Origin of the sequence: Afifella aestuarii (assembly GCF_004023665.1) — a bacterium.
In the GTDB taxonomy this organism is placed as follows: domain Bacteria; phylum Pseudomonadota; class Alphaproteobacteria; order Rhizobiales; family Afifellaceae; genus Afifella; species Afifella aestuarii.
In genome coordinates this window covers 1,544,022-1,567,578 of the sequence record NZ_SAUF01000001.1, presented here as the reverse complement: position 1 = coordinate 1,567,578, position 23,557 = coordinate 1,544,022, and the positions used below count along the sequence as shown (strand labels likewise).

The window sequence follows — 23,557 nt, the reverse complement described above, 5'->3', positions numbered from 1 at the left end:
GTGCCGGCACCGTCCGAGCACCGATCTTCCCCGGCCTTCACAAGGGCAGTTTCCAAAAGCGGATCAGAACATCGGCAGCTGGTCGCCGTCCTTGCGCCGCTTCACCAGCTCTTCGAGCCCGGCAAGGTGGCATTGGACGAGATGCTCGATGGTCGGCCGCACGCTGTCGAGGCGGATGGCTCCGAGACGGCCGGCGGCGGAAAGAATGAGAAGCCCGTGGACGGCAGCCCACAGGCCCCGGGCGGATTGCCCGGCAAGCTTGTCGTCGATGCGCCGGTCATGCGCACGAATCGCCCGCTCCAGCGTGGCGAAGAGACGGTCGACCGTTGGCTGATTCGGCGGCTCGGCACCGTCGGCAGGCATTTCCGTCTCAAAGACGGCGAGCCAGCGGCGCTCGTTTCGATGGACGAAGTCGGCGTAGCGATCGGCAAAATCGAGCAGCACCTCGCGAGTCGCGCGGCCTTCGACTGTCACCTCCGACATCGTCTCGGCAAGTGCCGCAAAGGTGCGGGTATTCACGGCCGCAATCAGCGCGCCGAGATTGTCGAAGACATTGTAGGTGGTGCCGACGGCCACACCGACTTCGGAGGCGACGCGCCGGGCCGTGACGGCCGACACGCCTTCCTCGCTGACGATGCGCTCCGCCGCGTCGATCATGGCGGACCTGATGTCGGCGCTTCGCCGCCTTGTCCCAGAAACCTCGGCCAAATCCGACCCTCCTGCCCTTCCGCTTAGCGCAGTTCGCACGATGCCGCCACTCGGGCTTGAACAATGTTCACATATCGGCTAGAGATGAACAATGTTCATGAACGTTGTTCAAGGATGGAGACGAGGATGATCACGCAAACCCTGAAACGGCTCACGCTCGCGGCCGGCCTGGCACTCAGCGTCGTCGCCACAGCCCCGGCCGTCGATGCGGCCGGTCTGATGACGCCGAAGGACGGGACGCCCGCCCTCGATCTGCGCGACCAGGCGGTCGATGTGGTGGTGGAAGGCGGCTATGCCGTCGTCACGGTCGAACAGACCTTTGCCAATCCGAACGCCGAAGACATGGAGGCGATCTACTCCTTCCCGGTTCCGGAACGCGCGGCCGTGTCGGAATTCACCTACTGGATCGACGGCAAGCCGGTGACGGCCGAAGTCCTGGAGAAGGAGGAGGCCCGAAAGATTTACGAGGGCGAGAAGGCGGCCGGTCGTGAAACGGCAATTGCCGAGCAGGACGCCTACAAAACCTTCGACATGACCGTCTGGCCCGTGCGGGCGGGAAATGACGTCAAGATCCGCCTCGCCTACATCCAGCCGGCGAAGCTCGACACCGGCATCGGCCGCTTCGTCTATCCGCTGGAAGAAGGCGGCGTTGACGACGATAAGCTCGCCTTCTGGACCGCGAACGAAACCGTCACGGGCCGCTTCAGCTTCGATCTCCACCTGCGCACCGACTATACGGTCGAGGCCCTGCGCCTCCCGGCCCATCCGGACGCCGCCATCTCAAAGGATCCGGATGGCAGCTGGCGCGTCCATATCGACAACGCGGCCGCCGCCCCCAAAGCCGGTTCCGAACCCGTCGACGACGACGCCTCAGCCGATGAGAACGCGCAGGGCCACGCGCCGGCACAATCCGGAAAAAGCTTCGAACTCGACACCGACATCGTCGTCTATTGGCGCCAGGCCGAGAACGAGCCGGCCCGCGTCGACATGCTCGCCTACAAGCCGGAGAGCGATGGCCGCGGCACCTTCATGCTGACGCTGACGCCCGGCATGGACCTGAAGCCGATCACCGAAGGCCGCGACTTCATCTTCGTGCTCGATCGCTCCGGCTCCATGGGCGGCAAGATGTCGAGCCTCACGGAAGGCGTCTCGCGCGCCCTCGGTCAGCTCAATCCCGACGACCGCTTCCGCATCGTCTATTTCAATGACAGCGCCCGCGAACTCACCCACGGCTTCATGAATGCCAATGAGGAGAGCATTTCGCAGGCTCTCGAATGGGTGCGGAACGTCGACGCTGAGGGTGGCACCAATCTCTACGACGGCCTCAAGCTCGGCCTCGACGCGGCGGATGCCGACCGCACGAGCGCCCTCGTCCTCGTCACCGACGGCGTCGCCAATGTCGGCCGCACGGAGGTGAAGGATTTTCTCGCTCTGGTGAAAGAGCAGGATGTGCGTCTCTTCACCGCCATCATGGGCAACAGCGCCAACCGCCCGCTGCTTGAGCCGATGACATTGGAATCGGGCGGCTTCGCCAGTGCCGTCTCCAATTCCGACGACATCATCGGCGTCCTCTTGCAGGCGACGGCAAAAGTGACCCACGAGGCGCTTCATGGCGTGAAGCTCGATCTCGACCCGTCAGGCAGCGGCCTCACCATCGACGATCTCCGCCGCAAGGGCATCCGCACCCTCTATCGCGGCGAACAGATGGTCCTCTTCGGCCATTACCGCGGCGCCGGCGACGCGGAGCTGACGCTTTCCGGCGAGATTTCCGGCAAGCCGGTTTCTTATGAAGCCCGCTTCGCCTTTCCGGAGACGGCGAACCTCAACCCCGAGCTGGAGCGGCTTTGGGCCTTTGCCGAAATCGAGCGGGAACTTCGCAAGCTCGACCTCTTGGGCAGCGACGCCGACGTCAAGCAATCGGTCATCGACACCTCCAAGGAATACGGCATCCTCTCCCCCTTCACCTCCATGCTGGTGGTGCGCGACGAGCGGTTCGAGGAGCTGGCGATCGATCGCAGCAACCGCGACCGGCTCGCTGTCGAGGAGACCGCACGCGAGAAGCGCATGAGCGCGCCGGCACCGTCGACCCGGGTCGATACCCAGGCCCCGATGTTCGACGCTCCGCGCCCCTCCCATTCGGGCGGAGGCTCGGGCGGCTCCGGCGCCATTGGCCTGCCGGGCCTCGTCCTCGCAATCCTCGTTCTCTGCGGCACGCTCCGCCTGCGCCGGCGGGAGACCGCCTGATGCATGCGCCCGCAAACGCGTTCCACGGCAGGCCCCGCCTGCCGTGGTTCACCCCCGGCCTCGCAGCCCTGACCGCTGCTCTCTACGCCCTCGCCGGCGGCACGCCATCCAGCCTCGTCTATGATCGGGCTGCGATCGAAGCTGGCGAGGTCTGGCGGCTCGTCACCGGCCATCTCGTTCATCTCGACCTGCACCATCTCGGCTACAATCTGGGTGCCCTCCTGGCGCTCGGCACCGCCTACGAGCTTGCACCTTTCGGCGGGCCGCGCCGGCTCGCCCTCCACATTTTCGGCTTCGGCGGTCTGGCGGTCACGGCCACCCTTCTCGCCGTCTTCCCCGACACGCTGCGCTATTGCGGCCTCTCGGCCGTCCTCAACACGCTCTATGCAGCGCTCACCCTCGGCCTGTGGAGAGAAACGCGCGAGAAAATCTGGCTTGTCGCACTGGCCGCGAGCATCGCCAAGATCGCGTGGGAGGCGGCCTTCGGCCCGATCTTCTCGGCAGGTCTCGCCTGGCCCCCGCATCTCGGCGCGCATGTGGCGGGACTTCTCGCGGGCTGTCTCGTCGCTCTTTCCAGACCGTCACAGATTTCGGATGAAGATCCTGAATCTCTTTCGCAGCCGGTAAGCGCAAACGCCTGAGAAGACTCGGCGATCGCGAGGCCGGGCCCCGGACAAATCCTGTCGTCTCTCAAAAGTCGGTGCAGGCAAGCCTTTGAAATTCGGCAGGGACCGCTTATATTGGCTGGCGTCGGCGCAAGCCGACTATGGCGATAAATGGTCTACGGAATAAGCCTATCGGACCCGGGGGCGGTACCCGGCGCCTCCACCATCAACGGCCCAGGGCAGAGTGCCTGGCAAAGCCGGTTTCCCTGCAAGGGGCCGCTGTTGATGGGGGCGAAATAGGATCGACGAGGGTGTAAAGGTAGAACTTTCGCTCGGTATGGTACCACCGTTATCGGACCAAAACTTGTAGTTGCGAATGACAACTATGCTGAGGCTCGTCTCGCTGCGTAATGCAGCCTGACTGCTTCGATTCAAGCCCTGGCGGTTAGCCCCGTCAGGCGGGGTCCGGAGGCACCTGGCAACAGAAGCCTTCATTTCGTTTTCCATGCCGTTGCAAATCGGTGTCAGACGGGCCGAAACGTCCTGGCGCATATTGCCCGTTGCGCACGGCCAACCTAGTTTTGCTCAATGGCAAGCGACCTCATTCGTTACGACATTCTCACTCAGGACGCGCTGAGGCAGGTCATCCGCAAAGTGATCGGCGAGGTGGCGCAAACCGGATTGCCCGGCGAGCACCATTTCTTCGTCACCTTCGAGACCCGTCATCCCGGCGTGCGCATCTCCTCGCGTCTCAGGGCGCAGTATCCCGAAGAGATGACCATCGTCCTCCAGCATCAGTTCTGGGACCTCAACGTCACGGAGACGACCTTCGAGGTCGGCCTCTCCTTCAACGGCGTCCCGGAACGTCTTCTCGTCCCCTTCCGCGCGATCAAGGCTTTCGTCGATCCGCATGCGAGCTTCGGTCTGAAGTTCGATGTGCCGGAGACGGAGGGCGAGAATCTCTCCGCCGCGGAAGTCGAGGCGATGCCGGGGCTTCTCCCAGGCGAGGAGGAACAGCCGGGCCTCGCACCGAGCCCTCTTCCGCCCGCAGTCCTGGAACGCAAGGAAGGAAGTGCGGAGACTGCAGAGGCATCTGCCGAAGGCGAGGACGGCAAGGAAGGCGCCGAAGTCGTCTCTCTCGACGCATTCCGCAAGAAAAACGTCTGAGCGTCCGCGTCTTCTTCTGCTCCTCGTCGGTTGAAAGCCTCTTTCCCGCCGCCGGCTCTTGCCTGCGGCGCCCGCCAATGGGAAAAGGCCGAAAAACTGGCGGACACGACCATGACAGAGAGCACGCGTACCGAGACCGATTCCTTCGGCCCCTTGGAAGTTCCTTCCGACAAATATTGGGGCGCACAGACCGCGCGCTCGCTCAAGAATTTCGAAATCGGCCATGAGCGGATGCCAAAGCCGCTCATCCGCGCCCTTGGCCTGATCAAGAGCGCGGCCGCGCAGGTCAACAAGGACCTCGGCAACCTCGAGCCCCGCCTCGCCGACGCGATTTCCGCGGCCGGCCAGGAAGTCGCCTCTGGCAACTTCGACGACAATTTCCCGCTCGTCGTCTGGCAGACGGGCTCGGGCACCCAGAGCAACATGAACGCCAACGAGGTCATCGCCAACCGCGCGATCGAGATGCTCGGCGGCACGCTCGGCTCGAAAGACCCGGTCCACCCGAACGACCACGTCAACCGCAGCCAGTCCTCCAACGACACCTTCCCGACGGCGATGCATATTGCGGCGGCGGAAGAGATCGTGCACCACCTCATTCCGGCGGTCGAACATCTGCGCGAGGCTCTGCGCGACCGCAAGCGCGCCTTCGCCGACATCATCAAGATCGGCCGCACCCATACGCAGGACGCGACGCCCGTCACGCTTGGCCAGGAATTCTCCGGTTACGTCGCCCAGCTCGATTACGGTCTGCGCCGCGTGCGCGAAGGCGTCGACTATCTCTTCGAACTCGCCCAGGGCGGGACGGCGGTCGGCACCGGGCTCAACACCAAGCCGGAATTCGCCGAGAAATTCGCAGCCGCCGTCGCCGAATCGACGGGCCTGCCCTTCCGCACGGCGCCCAACAAATTCGAGGCGCTTGCGACCCACGACGCCTATGTCTCGGCCCATGGCGCGATCAACACCCTCGCCGTGTCGCTCTTCAAGATCGCCAACGACATTCGCTTTCTGGGTTCGGGCCCGCGCTCCGGTCTTGGCGAACTGATCCTGCCGGAAAATGAGCCGGGCTCCTCGATCATGCCGGGCAAGGTCAATCCGACCCAGTGTGAAGCGATGACCATGGTCTGCGCTCAGGTGATGGGCAACAACACCACGATCGGCATTGCCGGCAGCCAGGGGCATTTCGAGCTCAACGTCTACAAGCCGGTCCTCGCCTACAACATGCTGCAGTCGATCGATCTCCTCGCCGGCGCCTGCCGGTCCTTCGCCGACAAATGCGTGGTGGGCATTCAGGCGAATGAAGAGCGCATTTTGGAATTGATGCAGCGCTCCTTGATGCTGGTGACGGCACTCGCGCCGAAGATCGGCTACGACAACGCCACCAAGGTCGCCAAGACGGCGCACAAGAACGGCACGACCTTGAAGGAAGAGGCCGTCGGCCTTGGCTTCGTCACACCGGAGGAATTCGACCAGATCGTCCGCCCGGAAAACATGATCGGGCCGCGCTGAGCAGGAGCCCATGGCCGAGATCGTCAATCTGCGCACCGCCCGCAAACGGGCGGCGCGTCAGGCCAAGGAAAAAGACGCTGCGGAAAACCGCCGGCGGCACGGGCTAAGCACGGCCGAACGGCAAAGAGAGCGTGACGAGCTCGCCCAGGAGGCGCATCGTCTGGACGGCCATTTCCGCGGCAGACCGCCTGAGGGCGACAAAAAACCATGAGGTTGCCATGCAGATGATGTCTCGCCTTCTCGCTTTGTCGCTTCTCGCCACGCCGTCGATGGCGCTCGCGCAGGATCAGGCGCCCGGCACCATCCGGCAAATCCCCATGCAGGTGCCGCCTCAGACACAGCCTTCACCCAGCCAGCAGACAGAGCAGCAGCCGCAAGCGCAGCCTCAGACCGGAACCCCGGATCAGAGCGGCACACAGGCGCCGACGGCATCAGACTCCACTGAGCCGAGTGGCGGTTCCTATTCCTGGCGCTCCTCTCTCACCGACAGTGGGGCCGCCGCCTTCATCGCGGGTTGCGATCAGTGCGATGACGTGCCGCTCGACATCAGCTGCACGCTTGCGGGCGGCGACATTACCGTTCGCCCGACCATTGCCATCGAGAGCGCGCTGGAAGGCGATCTCGTCGAAGTCGCGTTCGAGGTCGATCGGGATATCTTCCGCCGCGACGGGCGCCTGCACCAGAGCGAGCTCTATGGCGGCTTCGTCCCGGAAGTGACGATCAAGGAGAGCGACCCTCTCCTCTACGCGCTGTCCGTCGGCGACAGCCTCAACGTCGCGGTCGGTCAACAGCGCCTCGATCTCACCTTAAAGGGATCGGCAGCGGCATTGCGTACGATGCGCTCCGCCTGCACGAAGCCGGCATCCACGCCTGTGCCGCCGTCCTCGGAAGACCCGGCGCCCCTGCAACCCGACAGTTCGGTGGAGCCCGATCCGACGATCCGCATCACCCCGCCGCCCCCGCCTGAGGCGCTTCTGCCGCTGCCGGGCTCCGGGAACTGAACGGAGCGCGGCCCTGCCCGTCGTGACGATGTGAAAAAGCGCTCCGTCGTCATCGCCGGACATCGCACGAGCGTCAGCCTGGAAGATCCCTTCTGGGCTGAGCTCAAGGCGATGGCCGCAACGCGCGACATGCCGCTTGCCGCTTTGATCGAGGAAATCGATGCGCGGCGGGAGACCGACAACCTCTCCTCCGCGCTGCGCATTGCCGTTCTTGAGGATCTCCAGCACCGGCTGGAAGAGAACGGCTGAAGCTTATTCCGACAGCGACGGCAGGAGGTCGAGCGGCGCGCCGCTGCCGCCACGTTCCGGTGTGATCACGGTGGGGGCCTCCGGAACAGGCTCATCCAGAATGCGGCCGAGCCGACGCCCGAACGTCTCCTGATCTGTTTCTGAGCCCTGCGGCTGCGGCGCCGAACTCCGCGCGTCGGGCTTTTCCGGGCGGCCTTGGGTTCCATCCCCTTGCGTTCCATCCCCTGATGGAGCGTCGGGCCGGGCCGCGTCCGCCTCGCCTTGCTGCACGCCGGGAGCCGTCTTCTCGGCCGCCTCTTCGGCTCGCTGAGCCGCCTCCTCCGCCGCCCTTTCTGCAGCAGCCTGGGCCGCCTTCTCGCGCTCCTGGCGCTGTTCCTCTTCGCGCTGGCGCTTTAGCTCGCGACGCAACCTCTCGCCTTCCAGGATTTCGTTCTGAAGCTTCTCGACCCGCTCCACCTCCTGTTCGAAGGCGCGCACCGTCAGAAAGCCGAGGAAGGGCGTGATGTCGATATGACGGCCCGGATCGGCAAGAGGCCCGGAAAAGACGATCCCGACTTCGGGCTGCGCGCCCGTCACCGCATCCTGGCCGGGATCGACCTTCAAGGACCAGTCGGAGGCGAGCTGCATCCGGTTCAAGTCGATCGAAGCGTTGCCGAGAACGGTCGCGCTTTCGCTCCCCTCCACCTGCAGCGTCGACAGACGTGCCGTCCCGGAGGTGACCGAGAACGAGCCCGTCGCCTCATCGAAGGAAAGCGTGCCGGCATCGAGATGGCCAGAAAACGCGGCCGCAACCGGTTCACGTTCAAGCTTCAGTCCGGCATCGGCGGCGCGAATGACGGAGCCGAAAGCCTGCGGATTCAAATACCGCAGGAGGCCGTCGCGCAGTGTGAAGGAACCGCTCCCGTTCAAGGCGGAGACCATGCCCGAGAAAGACCGGCCGCGTCCCATCAGTTCGAGCGACGTGGAAAGCCGCCCCGAGGCAACCGGACGGCCGTCTTCGCGCCAGACGAGTTCGGCGAGAACCGCATCCTTGAGAGACAGCTGCAACGTCAGGGGCTGGGCACCCTCGCCGCCGCCTGCCGACAGAGCGCCGCTGAGCTCGCCGCCGGCAAACCCGCCGGTGAGTTGATCGAGACGCAGACGTCCCCCCTCGTAACGAAGCTTGAAGGCCGGATTGCGCAGAGGCATTGCGAGCCCCGTCGCCCCCTCCTGCGCCTTGACGGCGAGATCGAGAGAAATCCCACTGGGCAGAGCCGGGGCGAAAGCCTGGGTCGGCCATGTCCCCTCCACATAGGTGGGCGTGATCCCGAATGGCGCAGCCAGGAGAAATGGCAAAGAGACGTTCTGCAGACGAAGATCGCCGCCGATCGCCAGGCCGCCATCCGCTTGAGCGGTCAGGACACCGCCAATCGACTGCCCATCGAAAGATGCGCTCTCGAGATCGAGCTCGGCCGTACCGCCCGAGAGCTTGAACGGTCCTCGCGCCGCCAGAGCGTGGCCTTCGCCGATCCCGGGCAGTGCCACACCCGCAAGAAGCAGTGCGGGATCGACATCGTCCGCCGAAAGCGTCAGCGGACCGGCAAGAGAGGGCGTATCGCCACCGAACTCGCCGCGCCCGTCGAAGCCGAAATCGATACCGGCGACACGTCCCCTCGCCTCGAAATCGGCACCCTCGCCGGCCGATCCATTCATTTTCAGGCTCAACCGAGCCGGGCCACTGCCGGGCAACGGCACGACGTCGAGGCCGAGCTGTGCAAGCAGAGATGCCGAATCCTGCGATTGCACGAGGAGATCGGCCTGCCCGGAAAGCTCATCCGGATTGTTGAAGCCACCACGCCCATCGGCCGTCAGCGTCAGGCGCGTTCCGGCAAAGTTGCCGGAAAGCTCCAACGTCTGCGCGCCATCGGTCTCCGCGGTCGCGACCAGGCTGGCGTCGACGGGCGACAGCGCGTCCGCGCGCGCGACCAGACGCTCCGCAAGCTGGTTCTGCGGCAGAAGCCCCTGCAGGAAAGCCGCCGCGCCTGAAAGGTTCTCAGCCACGATATCGGCGGAGAGCCGGCCGCGCGGCGCTGCGAAGAAGTTCTCGATCCGCCCCGAGGCATTGATATCGGCACCGGCGAGATCGGCGATCGACAAGGTGGCAATGTCCAGGCTGTCGCCGGTCAAGACCCCTTCCAGGTTGACGGAGGCCGCCTCCGCCCCGCCGACAGAAAGGTTCTGCGCCGCAAGCGACATCGCCACACGTGCAAAATTGCCGTTGCGCAGATCGTCTCCGGCGAGAAGGCCCATAACCGCCTCCGCCTCCTCCAGCGCCACATTCTCGGCGCTCAGCGTCACGTCCGCAAAGGTTTCGCCCGTGCGCGCGAAACGGCGCATGGAAATTGCCCCGTCGATCGTCCCGTCGTTGATCTCCGCGACCAGATTCTGCGCCGTCTGCCGACGCTGCGACAGGTCGACATCGGCTTCCACCTTGAAATGGTCGAGGCGCAGCGCGTCTCCGGCATCGCCGCGCCACCAGGCGGCAAAGGCCGCGGGACGCTCCGAGGCGATCCGGCCGTGGCCGTGGAAAGTCGGCGTCGCCGTATCGATGTCGCCGCTCACATCGATACGGGTCGCCCCAGGCAGCACCGCGGACAGGATGTCCACTCTCCAGCCGCTCTTTGTCGGCTTCACATCGGTCCCGACCGCCTGAATGACGCTGCCGCCGACGACGACGCCTTGCGCGTCGAGGGTCAATGTGCCGGGAACCGCGGGCCTCGGCAGATCCGTGAGTCCGGCGACAAGCCTCTCGGCTGCTTTCTCGATAGCGATCGGTTTGCCTGCACCGCCCCCGAGCGCCCTATCGAGATCGATCTGCCGCGCATCGAGTGCAATGGCGAAGCGCGGTTCCGGCACGAATGCGAGTTCGCCATGGCCGGTCGCCTGCACCGCGTTCGCTTCCTGCCCGTAGGCAAAGGTGAAGTCTTCCGAGGCGAGCTTTTCGCTTGTGAGCTCGAACTCGCCCTTCGTCCGCAAAAGCGCGAGAGGCGATTGCGGTTGCTCGGGCGCAGTTTCCGTGTCCGGCTTGAGGCCGGAAAGATCGAAGCTGCCCTTCAAGGCGAGCCCATCCTCGCCATCCGTGACGAGATCGCCGGCGACTGTCAGCACCAAAGGTTTTGCTGCCGGTATCAGGCTCGCTTTCAAAGGCATACGGCCATCGGCCAGCCGTCCGACCCCGACATCGATGCTGTAGGCGTCGCCGCCGAGCCGGAAGCCGCCCTGCAAATGCCCGGGCCCTTCGAGCGAGCGCGCCTGCATGAGCGCATTGATCTCGCCGATGCGCCAGGAGGCGCCGCGCCGGCTGTCTTTGAGGTCGATCTCCCCATTGCGGATGTCCATCTCGTCGAGCGAGATCTGCTCGGGCCCGAAGCGCCCGATCCGCATCCGCCCCCCCGTCTGAGCGAGATCGGCAACGTCCAGCATCAATCGCGGCCGATCGAGCTGAACCGAAATGATGTTGATCTCGCCCTTGAGGAGACCGGTGAGCTCCACCTTGGCGCGCAGGCGCCCCAACGTCAGTATCGGCGCATCGGAAGGTCCGATGCGCACGTCCGCGAGGCGCAAACTCGGCGTCGGCAGGATTGAAAGGTCGGCATCGCCACGCACCTTGACCGGCACGCCCAGGCTCGCCGAGGCCTTTTCCTCGAAATCCTGCCGGTAGGCGCTCCAATCAACGAGATACGGCCCGATCAGTGCGGTGAAGAGCACCGCAATGATGGCGAGGCCTATCGCGACATAAAGCCTTCCCAGAACAACTCTCCCTCTCCGCCCGTCTCCGCGACGGTCTCGATCCGACCTACAGACGGATGATCTTACCCGGATTCATGATGTTCTGCGGATCGATCGCGCGTTTGACGGCACGCATGACATCGAGAGCGGGGCCGAGCTCCTGCTCCAGATAAGCGCGCTTGCCCTGACCGATCCCGTGTTCACCGGTGCATGTTCCATCCATCCCGATCGCTCGGGCACTGATGCGCGCCGAAAGCTGCTGCGCCTTTTCGAGTTCCGCCGGATCGTCCATGTCGATCAGCGCCGAAACATGGAAATTGCCGTCGCCGACATGGCCGACGATGGGCGCGATGAGTCCGAGTTCGGCGATGTCGTCCATCGTGCCGCGCACGCAATCGGCCAGCCTCGAAAGCGGAACGCAGGCGTCCGTTGCAAAGGCCTTTGTCCCCGGACGCAGCGAGATCGCCGCCCAATAGGCGTCGTGACGTGCCTGCCAGAGCTTGGCTCTGTCCTCCTGGCGCGTCGTCCAGGAGAAATTTCCACCGCCGAATTCCTCCGCGATGTCGCCAAAGAGCTCCGCCTGCTCCTTCACACCGGCCGTGGTTCCGTGGAATTCCAGGAAGAGCGTCGGCGCCTCGGGGTAATCGAGCTTGGAATAGGCATTGCACGCCCGCATCTGCAGCGTATCAAGGAGCTCGATCCGCGCCATCGGGATGCCGCTTTGGATGGTGGCGATGACGGTGTTGCAGGCAGATTCCACATCCGGAAAGCTGCACACGCCGGCCGAGATCGCCTCGGGGATTCCCTGCAGCCGCAACGTCAATTCCGTGATGACGCCGAGCGTGCCCTCCGCCCCCACCAGAAGCCGGGTGAGATCATAACCGGCCGAGGTCTTCTTGGCCCGCTGCGCCGTGCGCACGATTGCACCATCCGGCATGACCGCCGTGAGGTTGAGGACATTGTCCTTCATGGTACCGTAACGGACCGCATTGGTGCCGGAGGCGCGCGTCGAGGCCATGCCGCCGAGGCTTGCATCCGCCCCCGGATCGATCGGGAAGAAAAGCCCAGTATCGCGCAGATGCTCGTTCAACTGCTTGCGCGTGACGCCTGGCTCGACGACGCAGTCGAGATCTTCGGGATGCACGGCAAGGATCCGGTTCATCGCGGAGAGGTCGATCGAGACGCCGCCCGCCGGGGCGTTGAGATGGCCTTCGAGAGACGATCCGGTGCCGAACGGGATGATCGGCACATGGTGCTCGGCGCAGACGCGCACCACTTCGGCGACTTCTTCGGTGGAATGCACGAAGACCACGCCGTCGGGGGGCTGATTGGTGATCCACGTCGTGGTGTGGCCGTGCTGCTCACGAACCGCGGCGGAGGTGGAAAAGCGCTCCCCGAAACGCTGTGCGAGAATACCGAGCGCGGTAGCAATACCGTCTTCGTTGCGAGAAAGCGCGTCTGCGATGGCCATATTCGGCTCCCGATGCCGGAGCAAATCCTCAAGCTTGTTGAAAGCATAACAAGTCGCCGCGCTGGCTCTCGGGCGGCGCGACTATCCCCTGCAATGCGAAAAAAGGTGGCTTATGTCCAGGACAATTGAGGCTCCGTTCCAGGCGACGACACAGACCGTCGAGGACGCCTGGATCGATTACAACGGCCATATGAATGTCGCGTATTACGTCCTGCTTTTCGACCGCGGCATCGACGAAGCCTTCGAAGCTCTCGGCCTCGGCCCCGATTACCGGCAGGCTCATGACGCTTCCTTCTTCGCGGTCGAAATGCATGTACGCTATCTGCGCGAACTGAAAGCCGGCGCAAAGGTGGCGGCCACCTGGCAACTCTTGTCGGCCGACGACAAAAGGTTGCGCAGTTACATGGAGCTCCGCCACGCCGAGGACGGGTTCCTTGCCGCGACCTGCGAACAGCTGCATCTGCATGTGGACATGGCCGCACGCCGAGCCGCCGCCTTCCCGCCGCACATTCGCGACAACATCGAAGCCACGTTTGAGGCCCATCAGAAACTCCCCTGGCCGGAGAGCGCGGGCGCGGCGATCACCCTCGACCGTCGCTGACGAAAACGGCCGCGGCGGAGCGTTCCGTCGGCTCCTCACAAAGCGCCTCGATGTTGTTGCCGTCCGGGTCGAGAACGAAGGCCGAGTAATACCGATCGTGATAATCGCGCCAGCCGGGAGCGCCATTGCCGGTGCCGCCGGCCGCGATCGCGTCGCGATAGAAGCGGTCGACCGCGTCCTGAGACCGCGCCTGAAAGGCCAGGTGAACCCGCGACACGTAATCGGTCGCCGCATCGAAATAGAGCTCATCAGCGTAAAAATGGTCGCCGGCATCATGAAATAGATCGAGGTTTCCGAGGCTCTCGAAGACGGCGCGATAGAACCGCTTGCTCCGCTCGACATTTGAAACCCGCAAATGGATGTGGTCGACTAGGCGGCCAAAAGCATGGGTCATCGCGCGATCCTCCGCCTGGAACGTTACGCGATATCTTCCATCTGGCGTAAGGGGTTCGCCGGATCACGCCGACGAACACACTCTCAGATCACGGTCAGATGACCGGATCGCTCCATCGTCAGGAATAGTGGTTGCGGATGACCGCCCCGGCGATCTCCGGGGAATCGATGATGCCCACGACATCCTCCGGACGCGGCACCACCACGCCGGCCCGCACCACGATCGCGAAGGAGCGCGCACGCCGGTTCATGCGCGTGATGATGGAATTGAGAATGTTGTTTTCCGGCGCGACGACGAAATCGTCGGAGATGATGTCGGCGAGCGTCTGATCGGCTCGGATCGACGGTGCATAGAGCACCGAGCCGAAGCGAGCATACCCGACGATACGGCCATCCTCGCTGACGACCACATGCCTGCGCTGTCCCTCCTCGCCGACGAGCTTGATCGCATCCCGCACGCTTGTCGCCGCAGGCAGGACGACGAAATTGCGGTTCATCAGATCGCGCGCCTGCTGCACCAGATACATATTGGTGTGCCGCACCGACGGAATCGGACGGCCGCGATTGCGCAGCTTGATCGTGTAAATGTCGGCCGCAATGAACCAGCGCCGCACGCCGACCGACAGCGCCACCGCCAGGACCAGCGGGACGATCACATTATAGTCGCGCGTCATTTCGAAGATCATGACGATCGCCGTCATCGAGGCGCCGGTCGCACCGCCCACGAGTGCGCCCATGCCGACGACGGCGAATTCCGCCATGTTGAAGCCCTCGCCCGGGAAGAGCCACGCACCGAGCGCGCCGACGGCGCCGCCGAGCGTCGCCCCGATGAAGAGAGACGGAGAAAAGACGCCGCCGGAGGCGCCCGCGCCGAGGCTGACGCTCGTCGCCACCAGCTTGCCGATCAACAGGGCGACGAGAAGGAAGAGTGTGTAGCTGTAATTGCTCTCGCTCACGATCGACTGGATCGTGGCATAGCCGACGCCGGCCGTGTGGTACTGCCCCGTGGTGACAAAAAAGCCGTAGGCGAGCAGCCCGATCAGCGTCATGCCGATGATGTTGCGCGTGTAATCGTTGCCCGGCAGCTTCGGAAAGAAATCCTCGCAGAAGGCGAGGAAGCGGATGAACGCCCAGGAGGCGACGCCCGCAAGGAGACCGAGAACCGCAAAACCGACGAGCTCGGCGAGATTGATCGCATGCTGGGGATCGACGGCCGAAAGCGGCACGAAGAATGCCGGATCGAGACCGAGCGCGATCCGGCCGATATAGGTTGCCGTCGCAGTCGCCACGACGACCGGCAGAAAGGTGCGCCCGCTCACCTCCGGCAGCAGGAGTTCGACGGCAAAGAGCACGCCGCCAAGGGGCGTGTTGAACGTGGCCGCGATGCCGGCCCCGGCGCCGGCGGCGAGCATCGTGATCTTCTGCCAGCGCGGCAGCTTCAACGTCCGCGCAATCGTCGAGCCGAAGGACGCGCCAATCTGAATGATCGGCCCTTCGCGGCCGACCGAAGCGCCGCTGCCGATGGAGATGGCGGAAGCGATCGATTTCACGATCGCCACGACGCCGCGCACATTCCCGTTGTTGTGGTAGACGGCGTACATCACTTCCGGAACGCCGTGACCCTTGGCCTCCGGCGCAAACGTCTTCACCAAAAAGACGACGATGAGGCCGCCGATGATCGGCGCGAGAATAACGAACGGGCCCCAGACGCTCGCCGCCTCGAAATGGTTGGCGTCATAAAAGAAGCTGATACGCCCGTTGAAAGCCAGATTGTGGACGAAGGCGATCATGTAGCGAAAAAGCACGGCGCCGACGGCAGCCACCACACCGATTGTGAACGCGACCACACACAATGCGGGAGCGCTCAAGACACGCTCCTGGCTCTCTTCTTCCGCACCGGACGCGGAAACTGGCGCTGAATTTGTCGGCTTCGCCTCGGCCGAAGTGTCGGTCACGATCTCGCTTCTTTCCATCTCGGGTGCCGCTTCCGAACGGAGCGTCACACTGAGAAGAACAAGAGGTTAATCTGTCGCGGGCACCGGGAAGCCCCCGTCTCCTGCACCCAAGCAAGCTGCAAGGTCAAGGCTGCGAACCGGCCTTCTCCCATGCGCCATCGTTTGCACGTTGCCACAGCGATCAGTCCGCGGACCAGAGCGCAGACCTATATCTTCCGGCATGTCCCGCCTCAGCGGAGCGGAGGTCAAGCGGCCGGACAGTGAGAGGCGGTGCCAAAATGGTTCCTGAAATAGCGATCACATTTTGTGCGGCTTTCGCAACGTTATTTGAACGAACCCTTTAGCCGTCACGGCATTCCCATCCCACTACACACACGGGGCAAGCCGCCACCCAGGCAAGCCCCCAAAAGGGAGAGTGAGAATGTTGAAGAAGCTTCTGGCAACGACGGCCATCTCGGCGATGATGGTGACCGGCGCGATGGCGCAGTCGAATGACACTGACACCACCAACCAGCCGATGGCGGAACAGCCGGCAAGCCAGGACAAGGCGCCTGCTGGCGAGATGGAAGCGCAGCCGAACGACAGCATGAGCGCGCCGGCCGGCGAGACCGCTGAAGCTCCCGCAAAGCCGATGGACTCGTCCGTCTTCCTCACCGAGCAGAGCGAAGACCAGATCCAGGCGAGCAGCTATATCGGCCAAACGGTCTACAATCAGAGCGACGAGGCGGTGGGCGACATCAACGACCTCCTCTTCACGAAGGACGGCGGAGTTGACGGCGCGATCATCGGCGTTGGCGGCTTCCTCGGCATCGGTGAGAAAGATGTCGCGATCAAGTTCAGTGAAATCGACGTGCAGACCGATGAAGATGGCGACCTGCACCTCGTGATCGACGGCTCGAAGGAGGCGCTTGAAGCCGCTCCTGACTTCGTCGACCTCGACGACCAGAAGGCGCAGGCTGATGCCGCGGCCCAGCAGTCGCAGACTGAGAGCGGCGGCATGGGCACCAGCACGGGCGGTGCCCCGGCGACCGGCGAACCGGCCCAGTCGAACTAAGCCAAAAAACCCTCTTCGGGTTTGAAAGATGCCGTCCGCACTCTGCGGGCGGCATCTTCTTTGAGCACGGCTTTTTTCGGAGCGTTGCCCCGCCAAACGGCTGACGCTCAAGCTTCGTTCTATTTCTCGCTGGTCGCGCCGGACTTGTCGGTGTCGCGCGTCTTTTCATCGGTTTCGGAGGCCTGACTCGCCTCCTCGCCTTCGGCGGGCTCTTCATGCTCCGCAGGGGCGTCCGCGCCCATCTCCGCTGCACCGCCTTTCCAATACTGAAAGAGCGGACCTTCCCGCCCATAGATCGGATCGGTGTCGGGAAGCGGCACGCTTGCGGCCTTCTTCCTGGCCTCCTCGAAATCGATCTCTTCGGGCTTGGTGATGTCGCCCTCCTGCCCCGGCGGATAAGCGCCGACGACCGAAAAATCCTCCGTTGCCGACAGCTTTTTGTGGCCGACGCCGGCGGGAATGACGATCACGTCGCCAGCGTTGATATCGGTTTCGATGCCGTCATCGCCGCCGAGCCCGACGCGGGCCGAGCCGCACACGCAGGCGAGCACTTCATGCCCCTTGGTGTGGAAATGCCAGAACGGATAGATCGACCAGACCCACACGCCCTGCCACATATTCCGCTTCAGGATCGTGTCGGCCGCCCCGGCCATACGGACCGGCTCGTCGAGACCTCCGCGATAGACGAGCGTCGGCAGCTTGCTGTTGGGAATGCCGCTCGAAGGTTCAAAATCATAGGATTCGACTGCGACGCTGAGATCGAGATCGTGCGTTGCCATGCGATGTCTCCGCTCTTGGGTTTCTCAATCCCAATGCAGAGGAAGGCAGATCAGTTCGCTAGGCTGTCGTGAGAAGCGCATCTCGGCGCGCCAGGCTGGCGGTCGGCCACACCTCCTCGAGATCGTAATATTCCTCAAAAGCCGGGACATCCGCCGGCAATTCGAGCCACGGGACCTTCGAGCGCGTATAGATATGAACGTCCGGCGCGAGCACATGCGGATTATCGAGCGTTCCGACCCGCAGGAAGCTCAAGAGTCCGCGGCGTCCGTAATCGCTCCAGAGCGCAATCTGGCAGTTCGGGCAGCGATAGACGTCATGAGGAAGCCCGCTCGCCGTCGGCAGCGTCACGACGACCGGCTCTGCCTTGAAAAGCTCGATCCGGTCGCGCTCGATGAGCGCGTTGAGGACGAAAGCGCTGCCCGTCTCCCGCTGGCAGTCCCGGCAATGACAGCAATGCACGAACATCGGCCGCGATGTCAGCCGGTAACGCACCTCCTTGCAGGAGCATCCCCCTTCGAGTTCCACAGGCATGTCTTTCCCCCCAAGCCCTCAACCTCGCAGGAGGTGGGCCGACGAAGAAGCTCGGAAGTTTCGTCGGCTCTATCCTCACGGTTCGATCATGAGCATGAGCTGCGGCAAGCAACACGCATTTTTTTGCACAGCCCCCTTGCGACTTGGTCGGCAGACGCAGAGAACGAGACAAGAACAATAGTACAATCCCGCAGCCAGGCCATCGCCTCGCAAGACAGGGATCGTTGCCCTATCTTGGGCTTAAGCGAATCGAAACCTGATGACCCATTCAAACGCCGACCGACACGACGATCCCTTGTTCGACCCGCAAACACCCGCACCGCGGCCGGGTGGCATCGCTGCTCGCGCCCAGGCGGGGCAGGTCTCCGCTCCCGCGCGCTACCTGCAAGGCCTCAATCCCGAGCAGCGCGATGCGGTGGAGACGACCGAAGGCCCGCTTCTGGTGCTCGCCGGCGCTGGCACCGGTAAGACGCGGGTTCTGACGACACGCATTGCCCACATCCTCGCCTCGCGCCGCGCCTTTCCCTCGCAGATCCTCGCGGTCACCTTCACCAACAAGGCCGCACGCGAGATGAAGGTGCGGATCGGCGCCTTGATCGGCGGTGAGCAGACGGAAGGCATGCCGTGGCTCGGCACCTTTCACTCGATCGGCGTCAAGATCCTGCGCCGCCACGGCGAACTCGTCGGCCTGCACTCCGATTTCACCATCCTCGACACCGATGACCAGATCCGGCTGATGAAGCAGGTGATCCAGGCCGCCGGTCTCGACGACAAGCGCTGGCCCGCCCGCCAGCTCGCCAATCTCATCGATGGCTGGAAGAACCGCGGCTTGTCGCCTGACAAGATTCCGGATTCCGACGCTTACGCTTTTGCCAACGGGCGCGGGCGCGAGCTCTACACCGCCTATCAGGAGCGTCTGAAGACGCTGAATGCGGTCGATTTCGGCGATCTTCTGACGGAGTGCGTGCGGCTCTTCCGAGAGCATCCCGATGTGCTCGAGAGCTTCCAGCAGCGTTTTCGCTACATTCTCGTCGACGAGTATCAGGATACCAACGTCGCACAATATCTCTGGCTGCGCCTCCTCGCCCAGCGTCCGGAAGGCGAGCGCGCCAATATCTGCTGCGTGGGTGACGACGATCAGTCGATCTATGGCTGGCGCGGCGCCGAAGTCGCCAACATCCTGCGCTTCGATCACGATTTTCCCGGCGCCAAGGTAATCCGCCTGGAGCGCAATTACCGTTCGACAGGCCATATCCTCGCGGCCGCGTCATGCCTCATCGCCCAGAACGAGAGCCGTCTCGGTAAGACACTGTTTCCAGCGACCGACGATATGGGCGTGCCGGTTCTCGTCGCCTCCGGCTGGGATTCCTCCGAAGAGGCCCGCTCGATCGGCGAAGACATTGAACGAAAGCAGCGCCAGGGCATCTCTCTCAATGAGATCGCCATCCTGGTGCGGGCGTCCTTCCAGATGCGCGAATTCGAAGACCGCTTCGTCACGCTCGGCCTGCCCTATCGTGTCATCGGCGGCCCGCGCTTCTTCGAGCGCATGGAAATCCGCGATGCGCTCGCCTATCTGCGCGTCACGCAGAATCCGGCCGACGGGCTCGCCTTCGAGCGCATCGTCAACACGCCGAAGCGCGGCCTCGGCGCGGCCACCATCCAGCTCATCCACTCTCATGCGCGCAGTCGTGACATCCCGCTTCTGGCGGCGGCCGGAGAGCTCGCGGCGACCGAGGAGATCAAGCCGCGCCAGCGCCAGGCACTCGGCGATCTGGTTCGTAACTTTGCGCGCTGGTCGGAGATGCTGGAACACACGCCGCATCCGGAACTCGCCGAAATCATCCTGGAGGAATCCGGCTACATCGAGATGTGGCAGCGCGACCGCTCGCCGGAAGCTCCGGGCCGGCTCGAAAACCTCAAGGAACTCGTCAACAATCTCGGTGAATACGATTCCCTCGGCGGCTTCCTGGAGCATGTCTCGCTGGTCATGGACACCGAGGGTGGCGAGACGGAAGAAGCCGTCTCCATCATGACGCTGCATTCGGCCAAAGGGCTCGAATTCGACGTCGTCTATCTGCCCGGCTGGGAGGAAGGCCTCTTCCCGCACCAACGCGCCCTCGACGAGAGCGGCAAGGCCGGCCTCGAAGAGGAACGCCGCCTCGCTTATGTCGGCCTCACGCGCGCCCGCCGCCACGCCACCATATGGTTCGTCGGCAATCGCCGCGTGCATGGCCTGTGGCAGTCCACCCTGCCCTCGCGCTTCATCGACGATCTGCCGGAAGACCACGTCGAAGTGGCCGAACCCGCAAGCTACGGCGGTTATGGCGGCGCCGGTCATTATGGGTCGGGCGGCTATGGCGGCTCACGCTTCGAGCGGATGGAGCCGTTCGATTCCGCCTATCGGACGCCGGGATGGCAGCGCGCCAAGTCGAACCGCGATCGCGCCGATCCGAGAAACCGCACCGGCCGCGGGCCGACGACCCTCGAAGGAGAGCTCGTTGCAAAGTCGGTGATCGGCGGCAAAAGCCGCTATTCGGTCGGCGAGCGCGTCTTCCACCAGAAATTCGGCTACGGCACCATCCACACGATCGACGGCAACAAGCTCACGATCGACTTCGAAAAATCCGGCCGCAAGCGCGTGGTCGACAGTTTTGTCGAGGCGACCTGAGGAGGCTGGCTCACGCTGCCGGACACCCTCTGCGCGAGTGACTTTCGACGAAAGTTGCGCAAACGGCGCTTGAAAGCAGCCGCAGCTGCTCTTTAATCCCGCTCTTCCAGCGCAGAGCGGGTCCATGCACGACATCATCACCGAGATTGCGCTGATCGGCGCCACCGGCATTGCCGCCCAATGGCTGTCCTGGCGTTTCAGCCTGCCTGCGATCGTCGTCCTGTCGCTCGCCGGTCTTTTGATCGGACCGGGGCTAGGCCTCATCGATCCGGAATCCGATTTCGGCGACTTCTTGCGCCCGATCATCGCGGTCGCCGTCGCCATCATTCTTTTCGAAGGCGGCCTGACGCTGCATTTCCACGAAATCCGCGAAACCTCGATGGGGGTGCGGCGGCTCGTGCTGGTCGGCGGCCCGCTGGCGTTCCTGCTGGGCACACTCGCCGCCCATTTCGTAGGAGATCTCAGCTGGCCGACGGCAACGGTTCTGTCCGGCCTCTTCGTGGTCACGGGTCCGACCGTCATCATGCCGCTGCTGCGTCAGGCCCGGCTTGCCCAGCGGCCGGCATCCCTTCTGCGCTGGGAAGCCATCATCAACGACCCGATCGGCGCCCTGTTTGCGGTTCTGGCCTTCGAAGTCATTCTCATCAACCATCACGAGCAGGCTTTTTCCGACTTCGCCATGTCGATCGTCGCGGCGGCCGTCGTGGCGCTCGCCGGCGCTTATCTTCTCGGCCGCGTTCTCGTCACCGTCTTTTCCCGCGGCTGGGTGCCGGAATACCTGAAAGTCCCGCTCATCCTGGCGGCCGTTCTCGTCGCCTATGCCGCGACCGATCTTCTGGTGGCCGAAGCCGGCCTCGTCGCCGTGACGGTGCTCGGCATCACGCTCGGCAATTCCCGCATTGCGAGCCTCGACGAACTGAAGCGCTTCAAGGAGACGATGACGGTCCTCCTCGTCTCGGGCGTCTTCGTGCTGCTGACGGCAACGCTCACCTGGGCGGATCTCACCGCGCTCAACTGGCGCCTCGCCGCCTTCATTGTCGTTCTCCTTCTCGTCGTACGGCCGCTCTCCGTGCTCGTGGCAACGATCGGCAGCGGCCTCAAACTCTCCGAGCGGCTGCTCGTCGGCTGGATCGCCCCGCGCGGTATCGTGGCGGTGGCGGTCGCAGGCTTGTTCGGAACGGAGCTTGCGGCGATCGGCATCGACGACGGCCCGCTAATGGTGCCGATCACCTTCGCGCTCGTCTTCGTCACCGTCGTCGTCCACGGCTTCACACTCCCCTGGGTAGCGCGCCACCTGGGTCTTGCAGCAGACAGGCGCTCGGGAATCCTCGTCGTCGGCGCATCGAACTTCACCAAGGCGCTGACGGCCCGCCTCAAGGAGATGAAGATCCCGACGATGGTGGCCGATCGCAACTGGTCGCGCCTGCGCCTTTTGCGCCAGACGGGAATCCCGACTTATTACGGCGAGATCCTCTCAGAGCCTGCGGAATTCTCCGTTGAGTTCAACCGCTACGACTATCTCATCGCGGCGACCGACAACGATGCCTACAACGCCCTCGTCTGCACGGACTTTGGCCCGCATTTCGGCCGCACCGACGTCTTTCAGATCGACCGTCAGCGCGACGAGGATTCCGGCAGCAAGAAGAACATGGCCGTCACCGTCGGCGGCCGTCCCCTGCTTGCGTCCGGAGCGTCCTACTGGGAGCTCGAGCGACGCCTGTCGAGCGGCTGGACCATCCAATCGACCCCCCTCACGAAGGAATACACCTTCGAGGATTATCGCAACGAGCGCGGCGACGATCTGGAAATTCTGTTGTATGTCGCAGCCGACGGCAGCCTCTTCTTCGCCGAGCAGGCGCAGGAGCGTGCCGCCTCCAATTCCGGGCGCATCCTTGCGATGGTGCCGCCAGAGAAAGAAAACCAGGACCGCACGACGGAAAAATCCGTGCGTCGCAAGGTCCAGCGAGAGACAGACAAAGCCAAGACATGACGGCACGTATCAGTTTCACCGGCAGCCGGGAGGAAGCGGAGCTTCTCTCGGATCGGCTCGACGCGGCATTTGAAGAGGAAGGCGGCGTCGTCGCCTTGAGCGAGGCCGGTCCGAACTGGCAGGTCGAACTCTATCTGGAAGGAGACGAGCTCGGCCCCCTTCAAACGAGGTTGAGCGACGCGCTCGGCACGGACGCTTCGAAATTCGACATCGAAATCCTGCCTGAGACCGACTGGGTCGCCCAATCCTTGAAGGGTCTGGCGCCCGTGCCCGCGGGGCGTTTCATCGTTCATGGGGCCCATGATCGCGGCGCTGTGCCGGCCGGACGGATCGGCATCGAGATCGATGCCGGCCAGGCCTTCGGCACCGGTCATCATGCAACGACGCTCGGCTGCCTGGAGACGCTGGACGAACTGGTGAAAGTCCGCCGCTTCGACCGTCCGCTCGACGTCGGCACCGGCACGGGGCTTCTGGCGATCGCGCTCGCGAAGCTCTTGCGTGAGCCCGTCCTCGCCTCCGACATCGATCCGATCGCCGTCGAGATCGCAGCCGAAAACGCCCGTCTCAACGGCGTCGGCCATCTCGTCGAGACGATGACCGCCACAGGGCTCGGCCATCCGAGGATCGCCGCCTGCGCGCCTTACGATCTGATCGTCGCCAATATTCTGGCCGGACCTCTGATTGCGCTCGCGCCGGCAATGGCGCGCGCCAGCGAAGCCGACGGCGTCATCGTGCTCTCCGGCATTCTCAACACACAGGCCTCACGCGTGACGGCGGCCTACCGCAATCAGGGCTTTGCTCTGGAAACACATCGACGCTTCGGCGAGTGGAGCGTACTCGTCCTGTCTCACCGCATCTGATCGAGC

19 protein-coding genes and 1 other RNA gene are annotated in these 23,557 nt (G+C 63.9%); 13 read left to right on the top strand and 7 right to left on the bottom strand.

The window, feature by feature from the left end:
• Window positions 1–63: 63 nt before the first annotated feature.
• The gene (locus tag EO094_RS07310; RefSeq protein WP_164879578.1) at window positions 64–657 is read right to left on the bottom strand and encodes a TetR/AcrR family transcriptional regulator; all 594 of its coding nucleotides are present in this window, start codon (window positions 655–657) and stop codon (window positions 64–66) included.
• Between the two features lie 177 nt (window positions 658–834).
• On the opposite strand from EO094_RS07310, the gene EO094_RS07305 reads away from it, so the two are divergent.
• From EO094_RS07305 to EO094_RS07270, 8 genes are all read left to right on the top strand, one after another.
• On the top strand, window positions 835–2,952 hold the full coding sequence (locus EO094_RS07305; RefSeq protein WP_128291562.1) for a VIT and vWA domain-containing protein: 2,118 nt from the start codon (window positions 835–837) through the stop codon (window positions 2,950–2,952).
• Window positions 2,952–3,593 carry a rhombosortase gene (rrtA, locus tag EO094_RS07300; protein ID WP_128291561.1) on the top strand — a complete coding sequence of 214 codons (642 nt, stop codon included), beginning with the start codon at window positions 2,952–2,954 and terminating at the stop codon, window positions 3,591–3,593. The genes EO094_RS07305 and rrtA overlap by 1 nt, the downstream gene beginning before the upstream one ends.
• 68 nt (window positions 3,594–3,661) lie before the next feature.
• Window positions 3,662–4,053, top strand: a transfer-messenger RNA (tmRNA) gene (ssrA, locus tag EO094_RS07295).
• 92 nt (window positions 4,054–4,145) lie between these two features.
• On the top strand, window positions 4,146–4,724 hold the full coding sequence (locus tag EO094_RS07290; protein ID WP_128291560.1) for an SspB family protein: 579 nt from the start codon (window positions 4,146–4,148) through the stop codon (window positions 4,722–4,724).
• A 111-nt stretch (window positions 4,725–4,835) separates the two neighbouring features.
• A complete protein-coding gene (fumC, locus tag EO094_RS07285; protein ID WP_128291559.1) occupies window positions 4,836–6,230 on the top strand; it encodes a class II fumarate hydratase in 1,395 nt (464 codons plus the stop codon).
• Window positions 6,231–6,240: 10 nt separating this feature from the next.
• Window positions 6,241–6,441 (top strand): DUF4169 family protein, encoded by a 201-nt coding sequence (locus EO094_RS07280; protein WP_128291558.1) that lies wholly within the window; start codon window positions 6,241–6,243, stop codon window positions 6,439–6,441.
• A gap of 7 nt (window positions 6,442–6,448) precedes the next feature.
• Complete coding sequence (locus EO094_RS07275; RefSeq protein ID WP_128291557.1) at window positions 6,449–7,231, top strand: hypothetical protein; 783 nt, start codon at window positions 6,449–6,451, stop codon at window positions 7,229–7,231.
• Window positions 7,232–7,261: 30 nt separating this feature from the next.
• Window positions 7,262–7,480 carry a ribbon-helix-helix domain-containing protein gene (locus EO094_RS07270; RefSeq protein WP_128291556.1) on the top strand — a complete coding sequence of 73 codons (219 nt, stop codon included), beginning with the start codon at window positions 7,262–7,264 and terminating at the stop codon, window positions 7,478–7,480.
• A gap of 3 nt (window positions 7,481–7,483) precedes the next feature.
• Here the strand turns inward: EO094_RS07270 and EO094_RS07265 are convergent, their stop codons facing one another.
• Both EO094_RS07265 and EO094_RS07260 read right to left on the bottom strand, forming a co-directional pair.
• Window positions 7,484–11,248: an AsmA family protein gene (locus EO094_RS07265; RefSeq protein ID WP_281275242.1), complete on the bottom strand. Its 3,765-nt coding sequence runs from the start codon at window positions 11,246–11,248 to the stop codon at window positions 7,484–7,486.
• Window positions 11,249–11,315: 67 nt separating this feature from the next.
• A complete protein-coding gene (locus EO094_RS07260; protein WP_128291554.1) occupies window positions 11,316–12,719 on the bottom strand; it encodes an FAD-binding oxidoreductase in 1,404 nt (467 codons plus the stop codon).
• A gap of 112 nt (window positions 12,720–12,831) precedes the next feature.
• On the opposite strand from EO094_RS07260, the gene EO094_RS07255 reads away from it, so the two are divergent.
• The gene (locus tag EO094_RS07255) at window positions 12,832–13,320 is read left to right on the top strand and encodes a thioesterase family protein (RefSeq protein ID WP_128291553.1); all 489 of its coding nucleotides are present in this window, start codon (window positions 12,832–12,834) and stop codon (window positions 13,318–13,320) included.
• On the opposite strand, the gene EO094_RS07250 is transcribed toward EO094_RS07255, so the two are convergent.
• Both EO094_RS07250 and EO094_RS07245 read right to left on the bottom strand, forming a co-directional pair.
• Window positions 13,301–13,714: a VOC family protein gene (locus tag EO094_RS07250; RefSeq protein WP_128291552.1), complete on the bottom strand. Its 414-nt coding sequence runs from the start codon at window positions 13,712–13,714 to the stop codon at window positions 13,301–13,303. The genes EO094_RS07255 and EO094_RS07250 overlap by 20 nt on opposite strands.
• A 118-nt stretch (window positions 13,715–13,832) precedes the next feature.
• A complete protein-coding gene (locus EO094_RS07245) occupies window positions 13,833–15,668 on the bottom strand; it encodes a chloride channel protein (protein WP_246008382.1) in 1,836 nt (611 codons plus the stop codon).
• A 421-nt stretch (window positions 15,669–16,089) separates the two neighbouring features.
• Between EO094_RS07245 and EO094_RS07240 the strand changes: the two genes are divergently transcribed.
• Window positions 16,090–16,722 carry a PRC-barrel domain-containing protein gene (locus tag EO094_RS07240; protein WP_128291550.1) on the top strand — a complete coding sequence of 211 codons (633 nt, stop codon included), beginning with the start codon at window positions 16,090–16,092 and terminating at the stop codon, window positions 16,720–16,722.
• Window positions 16,723–16,841: 119 nt separating this feature from the next.
• Here the strand turns inward: EO094_RS07240 and EO094_RS07235 are convergent, their stop codons facing one another.
• Both EO094_RS07235 and EO094_RS07230 read right to left on the bottom strand, forming a co-directional pair.
• Window positions 16,842–17,501: a cupin domain-containing protein gene (locus EO094_RS07235; protein WP_128291549.1), complete on the bottom strand. Its 660-nt coding sequence runs from the start codon at window positions 17,499–17,501 to the stop codon at window positions 16,842–16,844.
• A gap of 58 nt (window positions 17,502–17,559) precedes the next feature.
• On the bottom strand, window positions 17,560–18,033 hold the full coding sequence (locus EO094_RS07230) for a GFA family protein (protein ID WP_128291548.1): 474 nt from the start codon (window positions 18,031–18,033) through the stop codon (window positions 17,560–17,562).
• 259 nt (window positions 18,034–18,292) lie between these two features.
• Between EO094_RS07230 and EO094_RS07225 the strand changes: the two genes are divergently transcribed.
• The 3 genes from EO094_RS07225 to EO094_RS07215 all read left to right on the top strand — a co-directional run bounded on the left by EO094_RS07225 (window position 18,293) and on the right by EO094_RS07215 (window position 23,551).
• Window positions 18,293–20,701, top strand: a complete 2,409-nt coding sequence (locus tag EO094_RS07225) for an ATP-dependent helicase (RefSeq protein ID WP_128291547.1) — start codon at window positions 18,293–18,295, stop codon at window positions 20,699–20,701.
• Between the two features lie 124 nt (window positions 20,702–20,825).
• Window positions 20,826–22,691, top strand: a complete 1,866-nt coding sequence (locus EO094_RS07220; RefSeq protein WP_128291546.1) for a cation:proton antiporter — start codon at window positions 20,826–20,828, stop codon at window positions 22,689–22,691.
• Window positions 22,688–23,551 (top strand): 50S ribosomal protein L11 methyltransferase, encoded by an 864-nt coding sequence (locus EO094_RS07215; protein WP_128291545.1) that lies wholly within the window; start codon window positions 22,688–22,690, stop codon window positions 23,549–23,551. The genes EO094_RS07220 and EO094_RS07215 overlap by 4 nt, the downstream gene beginning before the upstream one ends.
• Window positions 23,552–23,557: the final 6 nt, after the last annotated feature.